13 protein-coding genes are annotated in these 12,594 nt (G+C 70.6%); 5 read left to right on the forward strand and 8 right to left on the reverse strand.

The features are described 5' to 3' along the window. Positions 1-120 precede the first annotated feature (120 nt). The 3 genes from ACFQW6_RS10960 to ACFQW6_RS10970 form a co-directional block, all read right to left on the reverse strand. Entirely contained in the window at positions 121-591 is a 471-nt protein-coding gene (locus ACFQW6_RS10960) for a TlpA family protein disulfide reductase (protein ID WP_378544522.1), read from the reverse strand. A 290-nt stretch (positions 592-881) separates the two neighbouring features. Beyond that, a complete protein-coding gene (locus ACFQW6_RS10965; protein WP_378544525.1) occupies positions 882-3,122 on the reverse strand; it encodes a carboxypeptidase-like regulatory domain-containing protein in 2,241 nt (746 codons plus the stop codon). Positions 3,123-3,254: 132 nt separating this feature from the next. After that, on the reverse strand, positions 3,255-3,554 hold the full coding sequence (locus tag ACFQW6_RS10970) for a MoaD/ThiS family protein (RefSeq protein WP_378544528.1): 300 nt from the start codon (positions 3,552-3,554) through the stop codon (positions 3,255-3,257). A gap of 66 nt (positions 3,555-3,620) precedes the next feature. On the opposite strand from ACFQW6_RS10970, the gene ACFQW6_RS10975 reads away from it, so the two are divergent. Both ACFQW6_RS10975 and mshD read left to right on the forward strand, forming a co-directional pair. Next, positions 3,621-4,361 (forward strand): winged-helix domain-containing protein, encoded by a 741-nt coding sequence (locus ACFQW6_RS10975; RefSeq protein ID WP_378544531.1) that lies wholly within the window; start codon positions 3,621-3,623, stop codon positions 4,359-4,361. Positions 4,362-4,389: 28 nt separating this feature from the next. After that, positions 4,390-5,208, forward strand: coding sequence for a mycothiol synthase (gene mshD / locus ACFQW6_RS10980; RefSeq protein ID WP_378544534.1), 819 nt, complete (start codon positions 4,390-4,392; stop codon positions 5,206-5,208). 133 nt (positions 5,209-5,341) lie between these two features. Here the strand turns inward: mshD and ACFQW6_RS10985 are convergent, their stop codons facing one another. The 5 genes from ACFQW6_RS10985 to ACFQW6_RS11005 all read right to left on the reverse strand — a co-directional run bounded on the left by ACFQW6_RS10985 (position 5,342) and on the right by ACFQW6_RS11005 (position 9,213). Further along, positions 5,342-6,277: a YgfZ/GcvT domain-containing protein gene (locus tag ACFQW6_RS10985; RefSeq protein ID WP_378544537.1), complete on the reverse strand. Its 936-nt coding sequence runs from the start codon at positions 6,275-6,277 to the stop codon at positions 5,342-5,344. Positions 6,278-6,286: 9 nt separating this feature from the next. Next, entirely contained in the window at positions 6,287-7,555 is a 1,269-nt protein-coding gene (locus ACFQW6_RS10990) for an MFS transporter (protein WP_378544540.1), read from the reverse strand. Then, the gene (locus ACFQW6_RS10995) at positions 7,552-8,115 is read right to left on the reverse strand and encodes a winged helix-turn-helix domain-containing protein (protein WP_378544543.1); all 564 of its coding nucleotides are present in this window, start codon (positions 8,113-8,115) and stop codon (positions 7,552-7,554) included. The genes ACFQW6_RS10990 and ACFQW6_RS10995 overlap by 4 nt, the downstream gene beginning before the upstream one ends. Before the next feature lie 187 nt (positions 8,116-8,302). Next, positions 8,303-8,722, reverse strand: coding sequence for a Fur family transcriptional regulator (locus tag ACFQW6_RS11000; RefSeq protein ID WP_378544546.1), 420 nt, complete (start codon positions 8,720-8,722; stop codon positions 8,303-8,305). Next, a complete protein-coding gene (locus ACFQW6_RS11005) occupies positions 8,719-9,213 on the reverse strand; it encodes an FABP family protein (protein ID WP_378544549.1) in 495 nt (164 codons plus the stop codon). The genes ACFQW6_RS11000 and ACFQW6_RS11005 overlap by 4 nt, the downstream gene beginning before the upstream one ends. Before the next feature lie 23 nt (positions 9,214-9,236). Between ACFQW6_RS11005 and ACFQW6_RS11010 the strand changes: the two genes are divergently transcribed. From ACFQW6_RS11010 to ACFQW6_RS11020, 3 genes are all read left to right on the forward strand, one after another. Continuing rightward, entirely contained in the window at positions 9,237-9,599 is a 363-nt protein-coding gene (locus tag ACFQW6_RS11010) for a DsrE family protein (RefSeq protein ID WP_378544552.1), read from the forward strand. A gap of 46 nt (positions 9,600-9,645) precedes the next feature. Beyond that, positions 9,646-11,823 (forward strand): RNA degradosome polyphosphate kinase, encoded by a 2,178-nt coding sequence (locus tag ACFQW6_RS11015; protein WP_378544555.1) that lies wholly within the window; start codon positions 9,646-9,648, stop codon positions 11,821-11,823. A 106-nt stretch (positions 11,824-11,929) separates the two neighbouring features. Further along, positions 11,930-12,547 (forward strand): DUF47 domain-containing protein, encoded by a 618-nt coding sequence (locus tag ACFQW6_RS11020; protein WP_378544558.1) that lies wholly within the window; start codon positions 11,930-11,932, stop codon positions 12,545-12,547. Positions 12,548-12,594 lie beyond the last annotated feature (47 nt).

Raw genomic sequence — 12,594 nt, forward strand, 5'->3', positions numbered from 1 at the left:
AGTGGTCCACTGCGCGGCGCTTGGTGAGCATGGTCGAGGACATGACGACGACCCTAGGTGCTCCGACCATCCCGACTCCGCTACGTCTCATCATGTGGTCCACACATCCATATCGTGAGATCACACGCGGGCCAACGCGGTCAGGACCTGGTCGCGGCTCGGCGCCCCGGTCGCGCGGGTGACCTCGGCGCCGGCGGCGTCGAGCACGATCGTGGTGGGCGTGCGGAGGATGCCGAGGGTCCGCGTCGCCTCGAGGTGGTGCTCGGCGTCGATCTCCACGTGGGCGACGCCGTCGACGAGTCCGGTCACCTCGCCCAGCACCCGCCGGGTGGCGCGGCAGGGGGCGCAGAACGCGCTGGAGAACTGCAGCAGCGTCGCCCGCTCCCCCAGCTGCTCGCCCACCGCGGCGACCAGCTCGGCGCCGGGTCTCGTGACGGGCGCCAGGGCGCCCTCCTCGACCGCCGGGTCGCTGCCGCGGACCTCGACCGCCGGGTCGGTGCCGCGGAAGCGGCCGTCGGTGGTGAGCCGCCGCAGGCCGAACGCCAGCGCCACGACGACGGCGGCGACGACGATCCAGGCTCCGGTGCTCACACCTGCCCAACGACCCCGCGCGACGGATTTGTTCCTGATCCGTTCCCGACGGCCGGCGCACCGGATTCGCACGGCGCGAGCGTCATCCGACTCCGCACCCATCCTTGTGCCTTCGGATGACGCTGCGGGGACACCAGCGCGAGCGTCATACGAACCCGAACCCACCCGTTCGGATTCGCATGACGCTGCGGCTCCACCACCACCCGAGGGCCGGCACAGGAAATGGGGCGAGGCCCCGGGACGGGTCCCGGGGCCTCGCGTGGTGCTGGGTGTTGCAGTGGCGCAGGCGGTCAGTTCTTGCCCTTGCCCTTGCCCTTCTTGGCGGCCTTCACGATCTTCTTCATCTTGATGACGTCCGAGGACTCGAGGAGGTTCTTGCCGTTGAAGACGAAGACCAGCTTGGCCTTCTTCGCCTTCTTGGGCTTCATCTTGGCGATCTGCTTCGCAAGCTTCTTGCTGGCGAGGATCTTCTTGATCTTGAGCTTCGCCTTGCCGTCCTTGACCTTGCCTCCGGCGATCTTGACGAGCTTCTTCTTGGTGACCTGGAGCTTGACGGTCACCTTGCCGTCGACGAGTGCGGCGGCGACGGTGCCGGCGGCCACGTTGACCTTGACCTTGCCCTTCTTGGCCTTGGCCTTGGTGGTGGTCGCGGCCTGCACCGCGGCGGTCGAGTCGCTGACAGCCTGGCCCTGGAAGACCTTCTCGAAGGTCTCCACCTTGCTGGACACGCGCACCGCGACCGTCTTGCCGAAGTGGGCGGCGGTGAGGACCAGGGTCGGGCCGGCGCCGACGACAGCGCCGTCGGCCAGCCACTCGTAGCCGTAGGTGGCACCGGCCATCCGGTTCCACGTGCCCTTGTCAGCGGTGAGGGTGCTGCCGACCAGCGGCTCGCCGCTGATCGTCGGCCTCGCGACCGCAACAAGGGTCTTGGTGAGGACGGCGTCGATCCCGGTGACCATCTTCGCTGAGGTGACCACGACCTTCGTGGCCGACGACCGGACCGCGTTGTTCCAGAACTCGCCGATGTGGCCATCGGCCGTGAAGGCGACCGTGTAGGTGCCCGGCTCGAGGGTGTTGAACTTGTAGGTGCCGTCGGACTTGATCGACGCGTCCTCGACGTAGTCGCCGTCCTCGTCGTACGCCGTCGCGTAGGCGTACTTGAGCACACCGCCCGCCTCGGACGTGACCTTGCCGGAGATGCCACCGTTGGTCACCAGCGCGATGTCAGCACCGGTGCGGGGGAAGCTGTTGGTCGGGAGGACCGTAGCGGCCTCCCAGGCATCGGTGTTGCCCAGGTAGGCACCGTCGACGCCGAAGCCGTCCTTCTCACGGGGTCCGAAGCCGCTGGCGTAGACCTTGATCGCGTCGTCCGGAACACCGTCCACCTCGTCCAGGACGTAGACGCCCTGTCGGTTGGTCACCTCGTTCTCGAGGCCACGACGGTCGTCAAGATCGGCCGGGGTGCTGTACGCGGTGACGGTGACGCCGACGACGGGCTTGCCCGTCTCGTCGACGACCTTGCCGGTGACGTCGGCGCCGGTGACCGGCTCGACCTCGGCCGGTGCGAGCGACAGGTTGATGCCGCCGACGGCCTGGTCCTTCGCGGCGGGCACGAGGGTCGCCGCTGCGGTGTCCTGAGTGTCCTGGTAGTACTCCCACTCGTACTCGCCGATCTCCCAGTCCGACGCCTGGATCCGGTAGGAGTCGGCGGGCAGACCCTCGATCGTGTAGGCGCCGCTGGCGTTGGTGTAGTCCGTGCGGCTGAAGCCCGTGTCGGGGTCGGTGGCCTGCACGCGCACGAGCTCGAGGGGAGCCCCGGCGTCGCTGGTGACGACACCCGAGATGGAGGCGCCCTTCGTCAGGGCAACCGTGCCGAGGTCGGCACCCGCCGACGTCGGCGTGACCGCATCGGCGGTCGCGAAGCTCGGCTTGTCGTTGTACCACTCGGTGGCGAAGTCGTCGGCCTCCACACGGACCTTGACCGGCTCGGCGCCGGAGGCCGGCACGTGGAAGGTGCCGTCCTCCTCGGTGTAGCCGACGCCCTCGTAGCTGTTGGTCGTCGCGTCGGCCACCTGCACGTAGGCGTCCTGGATCGGGACCCCGGCGGCGTCGGTGACGACACCCTTGACGAACGGCCGGTAGTCGATGGTCCAGGGCGACAGCTGCACGGTGCCCGCGGCGCCGGCGACAGGCGTCGCCTCGGCGAGGGTCGCCTTGTCGAGGTAGAACTCGGACTGGAGCCTGGAATCGGACCACGGCCTGAACTCGATGCGGAAGTCCCCGCTCTCGGGGATGGTCGCCTCGATGCGTCCGCCCGCCACGTAGTCGTACCCCACGTTCGTGCCGTCGGCGGTGCGGATGTAGAGGTCGCCGTTGACCGGGTTGCCCTCCGGGTCGACCACGGTGCCGCGAAGGTTGTTCTCCGCCGCATATGCAGGGACGCCTCCCATCGAGAGAGCCCCCGTCACCAAGGCGCCGGCTGCGGCGGCTGTCACCAGCCGGCGCGCCGCGCCATTGATCTGCGTTCCCATTGTGTGCCTTTCTCAACGCGCGCCTGCGTGGTGCAGGCGACGGTCCGGAGGCTAGTTACGTTGAACGCGCGGTGTAGTCACTTTGGGCAAAATAGGATGACCCTTCGCCCGATCGCGGGGAGTGCGAAACGTTCACCCACCGGCAAATGGGGGCAACAGCTCGACGACGTCGCCCGGGCGTACGACGACCGCGTCGGGGTCCTGCGTGCGGACCGGCCGGTCGCCGAGAAGCACCGAGCAGACGCCGATCGTGCGGGCCATCTGCTCACCGGGGTGACGCTCGAGGACGCGCGCGACGACGTCGGCGAGGCTCAGCTCGCCCGTCGTCTCGAGGACGTCCTCCGCGGTCCCGGCCGCGGCCCGGGCGCCCGCCCAGTAGCGCACGGTGATCGCTGTCTCATGACTCCGCTGCGCGTCCGTCGGGTGGCTCATGCGGGATATCCTTCCTCATCCCCGGCTGATGCCACCTGGCTGATCCCCGCACGAGGAGGGCACGCGATGAGCGCACTGCTGCTGCTCACGGGCGCGCTGCAGCCCTCCGCCGAGGTGCTCCCAGGGCTGGCGCTGCTGTCGCACACCGTGAAGATCGTCCCGGCCCAGGGCAGCGCACTGCTCGACGCCCCCGAGTCCGACCTCGTCCTCGTCGACGGGCGCCAGGACCTCGCCGCGGCGCGCGACCTGTGCCGGCTGATCCGCACCACCGGCACCGACGCCCCGGTCCTGCTCATCGTCACCGAGGGCGGCCTCGCCGTCGTCGCACACGACTGGGGCATGGACGACGTCGTCCTCCACACCTGCGGCCCGGCCGAGCTCGACGCCCGGATCCGCCTCGCGATCGGCCGCGCGAGCGCTGCCGCGCCCGACGACCCGGCCGCCCACGTGATCCACCGCGGTGAGGTCGTCGTCGACGACGCCACCTACACCGCCCGCATCGGCGGGCGGCCCCTCGACCTCACCTACAAGGAGTTCGAGCTCCTGAAGTACCTCGCCCAGCACCCGGGCCGGGTCTTCAGCCGCGAGCAGCTGCTCCAGGAGGTCTGGGGCTACGACTACTTCGGCGGCACCCGCACCGTCGACGTCCACGTCCGCCGCCTCCGCGCCAAGCTCGGCACCGAGCACGAGCACCACATCGGCACCGTCCGCAACGTCGGCTACCGCTTCGTCGTACCCACCCGCGACCCCGCGGCCTCGGAGGCGGCGCCTTCGTCCAGCTCCCGCCGGTCGTCGACCGACGCCTGAGCTCCCGACCCGCACTAGGGTCGGGGCCATGGACGCCACCGCCGCGCAGGCCGTCGAGCAGATCGCCGACGAGGCCGCGGCCGCAGACGGCGCCGACCCGCTCGACGAGGCGGCCCGGATCGCCCTCGCCGACGGCGCCGCGTCCGTCATCGCGGAGGACGACGCCTTCGCCCTCCTCCATGGCGGCGACCTGTCACTCGTCGTCCGCCCGGCGGCTCGCGGCCGCGGCCTCGGGTCCGCGCTGCTGACGCGCGCCGAGTCGTCGTACGGCACCGGGCTGACGGCGTGGTCGCACGGCAACCACCCGGCCGCCGCCAGGCTCGCCGCCCGCCACGGGTGGGAGCGCGTGCGCGACCTCTGGGTGATGCGCCGACCGGCCTCGCTCCCCCTGCCCGCCCTCGAGGTGCCGGACGGCGTGTCGATCCGGTCGTACCGCGACTCCGACGCCGCCGACGTGGTCGCGGTCAACGCGGCCGCCTTCGCCCACCACCCCGAGCAGGGCGCGATGGACCTCGACAACCTCGCCCGGCGGATGGCTGAGCCGTGGTTCGACCCGGCCGGCCTGCTCGTCGCGGAGGACGACTCCGGGATGCTCGGCTTCCACTGGACCAAGCAGCACGACGCCCGCCTCGGTGAGGTGTACGTCGTCGGCGTCGCGCCCGCCGCGCAGGGCCGCGGGCTCGGCAAGGTGCTGACCCTGGCCGGGCTGCACCACCTCGCCGGCCTCGGCGTGGACGAGGTGCTCCTCTACGTCGAGTCCGACAACGCCCCCGCCCTCGCGGTGTACTCGCGCCTCGGGTTCGGGCACGCCGACGCCGACACGCACGTGCAGTACCGCCGCCCCTGACCCAGGCGGCGCCGCTGCGTCATACGAAGCCGCACCCATGGCTGCCGATCGGTATGCCGCCCGAATTCGGCGAGCGCCGCTGCGTCATACGAACCCGCACCCATAGGCGCCGATCGGTATGACGCAGCGCGCCTCAGCGGAGGGGGCGGACGTGCAGGCCGACCTCGGGGTCGACGACGACCTCCTGCGCGGCGGGCATCTCGTCGACCGTCAAGGCCGCGTCGACCGGCACGTTGCGCTTGACGAGCGCGAGCGCGATGGGGCCGAGCTCGTGGTGGCGTGCGCTGGAGCCGACGAAGCCGACGTCACGACCGTCGTACGACACCGGGGACCCGGCGGGCGGCAGGCGGTTCTCCGACCCGTCGAGGTGCAGCAGCACCAGCCGGCGGGGCGGACGGCCGAGGGTGTGGACCCGCGCGACGGTCTCTTGGCCGCGGTAGCAGCCCTTGTCGAGGTGCACCGCGGCGCCGATCCAGCCGACCTCGTTGGGGATGGTGCGGTGGTCGGTGTCGAGGCCGAGCCGCGGCTCGCCGCGCTCGATGCGCAGCGCCTCGAAGGCCCAGAGCCCGCAGGCCGGCCCGGCCGCTTCGGCGTACGCCTCGAGTCGGTCGCGGGGCACCAGGTCGTACCGGCCGATCCCCTCCCCCGGGCGCCACATCACGGCGAGGTCGTCGACGAGGGAGACCTCGACCCGGGTCATGAACTTCATCCGCTCGAGCCACTCCACCAGGGCCGCACCCGCGCCCGGCTCGGTGTGGGCGGTGAACGCCTCGCCGTCGTCGACGCCGGTGAAGGCGTGCTCGACGTGGCCCTGCGGGCTCAGCACGAGCGCCTGCGTCCAGGTGCCGGGAGCCAAGCCGTCGAAGTACTGCGTGGTCAGGTTGTGGAGCCACGACAGCCGCTCCGGGCCGGAGATGCGTACGACGTCGCGGTGCGAGAGGTCGACGAACCCGTCACCGCGCGCGAGGCTGCGCTGCTCGGTGTTGAAGGACCCGTAATGTGCGGCGACCGGGGCGTCGATCCCGTCGCCCGCGACGGCGCCGGGCAGGGCGAGGAGCGGGGACTGCATGCCTCGAGACTACGCGGCCCCCACACCGGGACCCAGCGGCGACGAGGGGTCGAGCGGGGAGGGCGGCTCGTCGACGGGCTCCGGATCGGCGGCAGGTCGCCGCAGCTGGTCGCGCAGCCAGAAGGCGACGTGCCCGGCGCCGGCCAGTGTCGCGGCGCCGATGACCAGGAAGATCCACCGCCAGTCGACGACGGTCACCAGCGCGGCACCGAGGGCGAGCGAGACCGCGCTCGGCACGGTCATCACGACCTCGGCGGCCGTCGAGACGCGCCCCATCAGCCGTTGCGGCGTACGACGCTGCAGCAGCGTCATGTAGGCGACGACCAGCAGCGGGAGCGAGACGCCGAACACCACGATGCTCACCAGCACGCCCGCCATCACCGGCGAGGCCGCGATGCCGAGTGCACTGACCCCGAGCAGCACCAGCCCGAGCACGCTCGTCGCGACCTCGCCGAGACGTCGTACGCACCGGGCGGAGGCGATGCCGCCGACGACCGCGCCGATGCCCTGCACCGACACGATCACGCTGACGTAGGTGGCCGGGCGGTCGAAGTGGTCGGTCAGTGCGAAGATCGCCGACTCCGTGAAGCCGAGGACCAGCATCGACAGGCCGAACCCGATGAGGAGGTGGCCGAGCACCCGGTCGTGCACGAGGTGGCGCAGGCCGTCGGTGAGCTGGTTCCAGTAGGCGGCCTGCTCATGCTCGGGCGTCTCCTCCTCGACGCGGATCGTCGAGATGATGGCGGCCGCGACGAGGAACGACGCCGCGTCGACGAGCGCGACCGCCCAGCCGCCCAGCCAGGCGAAGAGCGCGGCGCCGAGCAGCGGGCCGAAGAGCCGGTAGGACTCCTTGACGGTCTGGATGCTGGAGTTGGCGTCGACCAGCATCCGCTCCGGCATCAGCTCCTTGAGCAGGCCGTTGAGGCCGGCGGGCAGGACGACGAAGCTGACGCCGTAGAGCCCCGCGACCGTCCAGATGATCCAGACGTCGCCGGCGTCGCGGACCAGCAGCAGCGGCAGGACGGCGATCGCCGACAGGACGTTGCCCCACACCAGCATCGGCTTGCGCCTGATCCGGTCGAGCCAGACGCCGACGAAGGGCGCGAAGATCGCCGGGATGCACATGAAGAAGAAGGTGAAGCCGGCCATCGCGCTCGAGCCGGTGAGGGTCTTCACCCAGATGCTGAGCACCAGCAGCATGATCGAGTCGCCGAGCATCGACGTCGTCAGGCCGGCGAAGAGGCGCGTGAAGCCCGGCTGGGCGAAGGCGGCCCTCATCGCTCGATCTCCACGGCCGCGCCCCAGGCGACGATCTCGCACAGCCGGGCGCCCTCGGGACGCTCGCCGGTGCCGAGGCGGTCGTCGTACGTCCCCGCGACCTCGCTGAGGCGGTTCGTCAGGTCGGCGAGCTCGTCGGCGGTGAGCCACGCGACGTGCTGGGTCAGCCCGGCGCCGTCGCGCCAGCCCGGGTGCGTCTCGCGCTCGCTCGCGCCGAGGAACCGGTCGACCCACCGCTCGAGCAGCATCCGGCTGAGCGCCTGCCCGGCGCGGAGCTCGTCACGGCCGATGTCGTCGTCGTCGGCCCACGACATCCCGATGTGCCGCATCTGCCACGGCCGCTGGCGACCCGTGCCGCCCGCAGCCTCCTCGATGAAGTCGTGCTCGGCGAGCTTGCGCAGGTGCCACGAGCAGTTCGCCGGGGTCTCATCGAGCCGGGCGGCGAGCTCGGTGGCGGTCATCGGGCCGTGGACGGACAGCAGCTCGATGATCCCCATCCGGACGGGATGGGCGACGGCGGCCAGGGCGCGCGGGTCGCGGAGGCGGCGGGGGTTCGGCATGCGTCGAAAGTAGTCTTTCGAAAGACTCCTTGCAATAGGGGGCGATCCCCGGATATCCGGGGAAGTCCCCGCTTGTCGGCCGAGATTTCAGCCGACAAGCGGGAACTTCGGGTGCTAAGTCCCTCTTGAGTCGCTCAGAGACTCAAGGTCCAGCAGCCCTACGACGAACGTTGAGTCGCTCAGCGACTCAGGAGCCAGCGGCCGAGCAGTCGGCGCAGGTGCCGAAGATCGCGAGGTGGCCGACGTCGACGGAGAAGCCGTCCTCCCCCAGCGCCGCGACGAGCGGCGCCACGATCTCCGGGTCGTACGAGCGCACGGAGCCGCAGCCGCGGCACACGACGTGGACGTGCTCGTGCTCGCGCGTGGAGTGGTACGTCGGCGCGCGGTCGCTGAGGTGCGTGTGGCGCACCAGCCCGAGCTCCTCGAGCACCTCGAGCGTGCGGTAGACGGTGGAGGCGTTGACCGAGCTCACCTGGCCGCGCACGTGGGCCAGCACCTCGTCGGGGGTGGCGTGGCGCAGCTCCTCGACGGCCCGGAGGATCAGCTCGCGCTGCGGGGTGAGCCGCAGCCCCTGCTCCCGCAGCCGCGCCGCCAGGTCGTCGCTCATGCTCGCTGGAGGCGCGCCCAGGTGTGGGGCTGGAGCTCCTGGCCGACGGCCGCCATGTCGTAGGCGTAGAGCAGGTCGCCCTCGACGTTGCCGTACATCCGGGAGCCGGCCGTGACCTCCTTCGCCGTCTCGGTGAAGGAGACGCCGGCGGTGTGCATCTCGACCTTGCCGCCCTCGGCCGCGCCGTACCAGATCTCCGAGAAGCCGATGTTGTGCGAGAGCAGGAACTCGACCTTCCCGGGCTCGGGGCAGCGCAGGAAGCCGGTCTCCATGGCGGCGTCGCGGACGAATCCGCCGTCCTCGTCCACGATCCACGAGCGGGACATGTAGTGGAAGAAGGGGCGGCCGTCGTGCGTGAAGATCAGCTCCTGGCCGAACTGGTACGACTCGATCGTCGGGTACGTCCCGTGGCCGTTGCCGCGCCACGTGCCGAGCAGCCACGCGACGGGGCCGCAGTTGGGGTGCAGGTTGTCCGGCAGCTCGAAAGGCATGGACTCCACTCTAGTGTTCAGGCATGGCTCGATCACTGGTCCTCAAGGTCACCTGCGGCGCCGAGGATCCCGAGCGCCTCAACCAGGGCTTCACCGTCGCGGCGGCCGCGGCAGCGTCCGGCGCCGAGGTCTCGCTGTGGCTGACCGGCGACGCCGCCTGGTTCGGCGTACCGGGTCGTGCCGAGCGGTTCGAGCTCGAGCTCGCGACGCCCCTCGACCAGCTGATGGCAGCGGTCCTCACGAGCGGGACGATCACCGTCTGCTCGCAGTGCGCGGCCCGCCGCGGCATCGTCGCCGGCGACCTCCGCGAGGGCGTCACGATCGCCGGCGCGGCCGTCTTCGCCGAGCAGGTCCTGGGCGAGGGCGTCCAGGCGTTGGTCTACTGAGACGAAGGTCATCCGGCGTTCACCTTCCGGTGCCACACTGAGTGGCATGTCCGACCCGGCGACCCTCACCAGCGCAGTCTCCCCGTCGGTGGACGAGGGGCCGGTCGCCGAGCCCTTCGGGCACCCCACCGACACCTTTGACGTCGAGCCGCCCTACCAGCCCGACGCCGAGGCCATCGCGGGCGTCGAGAAGTACGAGGACCGCTTCATCGACCGGGAGATCTCCTGGGTCCGCTTCAACCAGCGGGTCCTCGAGCTGGCCGAGGACCCGACCCTCCCGCTGCTGGAGCGCGCACGCTTCCTGGCGATCTTCGCCAGCAACCTCGACGAGTTCTTCATGGTCCGCGTCGCCGGCCTCAAGCGACGCATCGCCGCCGGCGTCGCCGTGCGGGCGGCCAGCGGGCTCATGCCGCGCGAACAGCTCGAGACGCTGTGGACCGCGAGCCGCGCGCTGATGGAGCGGCACGCGCAGGCGCTGGTCGACCTGCTTCCCGAGCTGGGCAAGCAGGGCATCGAGATCGTCCGGTGGGCCGAGCTCGACCGCGAGGAGCAGAAGCTCTGCAAGAAGCTCTTCAAGGACCGGATCTTCCCAGTCCTCACCCCCCTCGCCGTCGACCCCGCCCACCCGTTCCCCTACATCTCCGGGCTGTCGCTCAACCTCGCGGTCGTCGTACGCCACCCGAAGACCGGCACCGAGCACTTCGCGCGGGTCAAGGTGCCACCGACGTTCGGCCGCTTCGTGAACGTCGGCAACCAGCGGTTCGTGCCGATCGAGGACGTCATCGGCGAGCACCTCAAGAAGCTCTTCACCGGCATGGACGTGCTGGCGTCCCACACCTTCCGGGTCACCCGCAACGAGGACCTCGAGGTGGAGGAGGACGACGCGGAGAACCTCCTCAAGGCGCTCGAGAAGGAGCTGCAGCGGCGCCGCTTCGGACCGCCGGTCCGGCTCGAGGTCGAGGAGTCGATGGACCCCAAGGTGCTCGAGCTGCTCGAGTCCGAGCTCGGCGTCGGTCGCGCGGAGGTCGTCTCGCTGCCCGGTCCGCTCGACCTGACCGGCCTCCACTCGATCGCCGACCTGCCGCGCGACGACCTCAAGTACGCCGCGTTCCTCCCGTCGACGCACCCGAGCCTGGCGGAGGTCGAGTCGTCGTCGCCGGTCGACGTCTTCGACTCCGTGTCGCGCCACGACGTCCTGCTGCACCACCCCTACGACTCGTTCGCCACCTCGGTGCAGCGCTTCCTCGAGCAGGCCGCCGCCGACCCGCACGTGCTGGCGATCAAGCAGACGCTCTACCGCACCTCCGGCGACAGCCCGATCATCGAGGCGCTCATCGACGCCGCCGAGGCCGGCAAGCAGGTGCTGGTGATCGTGGAGATCAAGGCGCGCTTCGACGAGCAGGCCAACATCCGCTGGGCCCGCAAGCTCGAGCAGGCCGGCTGCCACGTCGTCTACGGCCTCGTCGGCCTCAAGACGCACTGCAAGCTGTCGATGGTGGTGCGCGACGAGCCGGAGGGCATCCGCCGCTACGTCCACCTCGGCACCGGCAACTACAACCCCAAGACGGCACGCGTCTACGAGGACCTCGGCCTGCTCACGGCCAACCCCGAGATCGGCGAGGACGTCGCCCTGCTCTTCAACAACCTGTCGGGCGTCAGCCGCAACCGCACCTACGACCACCTCCTCGTGGCGCCCCACAGCGTGCGCGAGGGCCTGGTCGCCCAGATCCACCAGGAGATCGCCCACCACCAGGCCGGCCGGCCCGCCGGGATCCGGATCAAGGCGAACTCGGTGGTCGACGAGGCGGTGATCGACGCGCTGTACCTCGCCTCGCAGGAGGGCGTACGCATCGAGCTGCTGATCCGCGGCATCTGCGCGATGCGACCCGGCGTACCAGGCCTGTCCGAGACCGTCCGGGTGCGCTCGATCCTGGGGCGCTTCCTGGAGCACAGCCGGATCTTCTGGTTCGACAACGGCGGCGACCCGGCCGCGTGGATCGGGTCGGCCGACATGATGCACCGCAACCTGGACCGCCGCGTGGAGGTGCTCGTACGCCTGCGCGACCCGCACGTCGTCGACGAGGTCGGGGCGCTGCTCGACCTCGCGCTCGACCCGGGGACGACGGCGTGGGAGCTGGGGTCGGACGGCGAATGGCGGATGCACCGCGGCGAGCGGCACCTGCAGGACGAGCTGATCGTCCGGCAGCGCGTACGCCGCCGCTGAGCGCCGCGTCACACCGGGCCCCGAACAGCGCCCCGGTTTTGCATCGATGGGCAGATGACCCCCTAGCATGAACCACGGTTCATCCGCCCCCCGTTCGGAGTTCACCGTGCGTTTGAAGTTCCGCCCTGTCGACAGCTCGTTCTACGACCTGTTCAGCGAAGCCGCCAACCACCTCGTCGTCGGAGCACAGCTCCTCAGCGAGATGCTGTCCGCGGGCAACTCGAAGGCCGAGATCGCGCAGCGCATGCGCGAGGCCGAGCACGCCGCCGACGAGACCACCCACTCGATCATCCGACGGGTGAACAGCACGTTCGTCACGCCGTTCGACCGCGAGGACATCTACTCCCTCGCCTCGGCGCTCGACGACGTGATGGACATGATGGACGAGGCCGTCGACCTGGTGCTGCTCTACGAGGTGACGTCGCTGCCGCCGGAGACCACCCAGCAGGTCGAGGTGCTGCAGCGCTGCGCCGAGCTGACCGCTGCCGCGATGCCGCAGCTGGAGTCGATGGGCTCGCTGGAGGAGTACTGGATCGAGGTCAACCGGCTCGAGAACACCGGTGACAAGTCCTACCGCCGCATCCTGGCCAACCTCTTCAGCGGTGAGCACGAGGCCCTCGAGGTCCTCAAGCTGAAGGACATCGTCGAGTCCCTCGAGGGGGCGATCGACGCGTTCGAGAAGGTCGCCAACATCGTGGAGCAGATCGCGGTCAAGGAGTCCTGACCCTGATGCACGCCCTCACCTCGCCCTCGCGCGCCCGGAGCGTCGCC

Origin of the sequence: Nocardioides sp. GCM10028917 (assembly GCF_042666175.1) — a bacterium.
Lineage (GTDB): Bacteria > Actinomycetota > Actinomycetes > Propionibacteriales > Nocardioidaceae > Nocardioides.

Bases quoted from the DNA above. Each gene is read 5' to 3' on its own strand.
- ACFQW6_RS11010 (WP_378544552.1), top strand. From the start codon at position 9,237: ATGGCTCGATCACTGGTCCTCAAGGTCACCTGCGGCGCCGAGGATCCC.
- ACFQW6_RS10965 (WP_378544525.1), bottom strand. From the start codon at position 3,122: ATGGGAACGCAGATCAATGGCGCGGCGCGCCGGCTGGTGACAGCCGCC.
- ACFQW6_RS10975 (WP_378544531.1), top strand. From the start codon at position 3,621: ATGAGCGCACTGCTGCTGCTCACGGGCGCGCTGCAGCCCTCCGCCGAG.
- ACFQW6_RS10970 (WP_378544528.1), bottom strand. From the start codon at position 3,554: ATGAGCCACCCGACGGACGCGCAGCGGAGTCATGAGACAGCGATCACC.
- ACFQW6_RS11000 (WP_378544546.1), bottom strand. From the start codon at position 8,722: ATGAGCGACGACCTGGCGGCGCGGCTGCGGGAGCAGGGGCTGCGGCTC.
- ACFQW6_RS11015 (WP_378544555.1), top strand. From the start codon at position 9,646: ATGTCCGACCCGGCGACCCTCACCAGCGCAGTCTCCCCGTCGGTGGAC.
- ACFQW6_RS11005 (WP_378544549.1), bottom strand. From the start codon at position 9,213: ATGCCTTTCGAGCTGCCGGACAACCTGCACCCCAACTGCGGCCCCGTC.
- ACFQW6_RS10995 (WP_378544543.1), bottom strand. From the start codon at position 8,115: ATGCCGAACCCCCGCCGCCTCCGCGACCCGCGCGCCCTGGCCGCCGTC.
- ACFQW6_RS10985 (WP_378544537.1), bottom strand. From the start codon at position 6,277: ATGCAGTCCCCGCTCCTCGCCCTGCCCGGCGCCGTCGCGGGCGACGGG.
- ACFQW6_RS10990 (WP_378544540.1), bottom strand. From the start codon at position 7,555: ATGAGGGCCGCCTTCGCCCAGCCGGGCTTCACGCGCCTCTTCGCCGGC.
- mshD (WP_378544534.1), top strand. From the start codon at position 4,390: ATGGACGCCACCGCCGCGCAGGCCGTCGAGCAGATCGCCGACGAGGCC.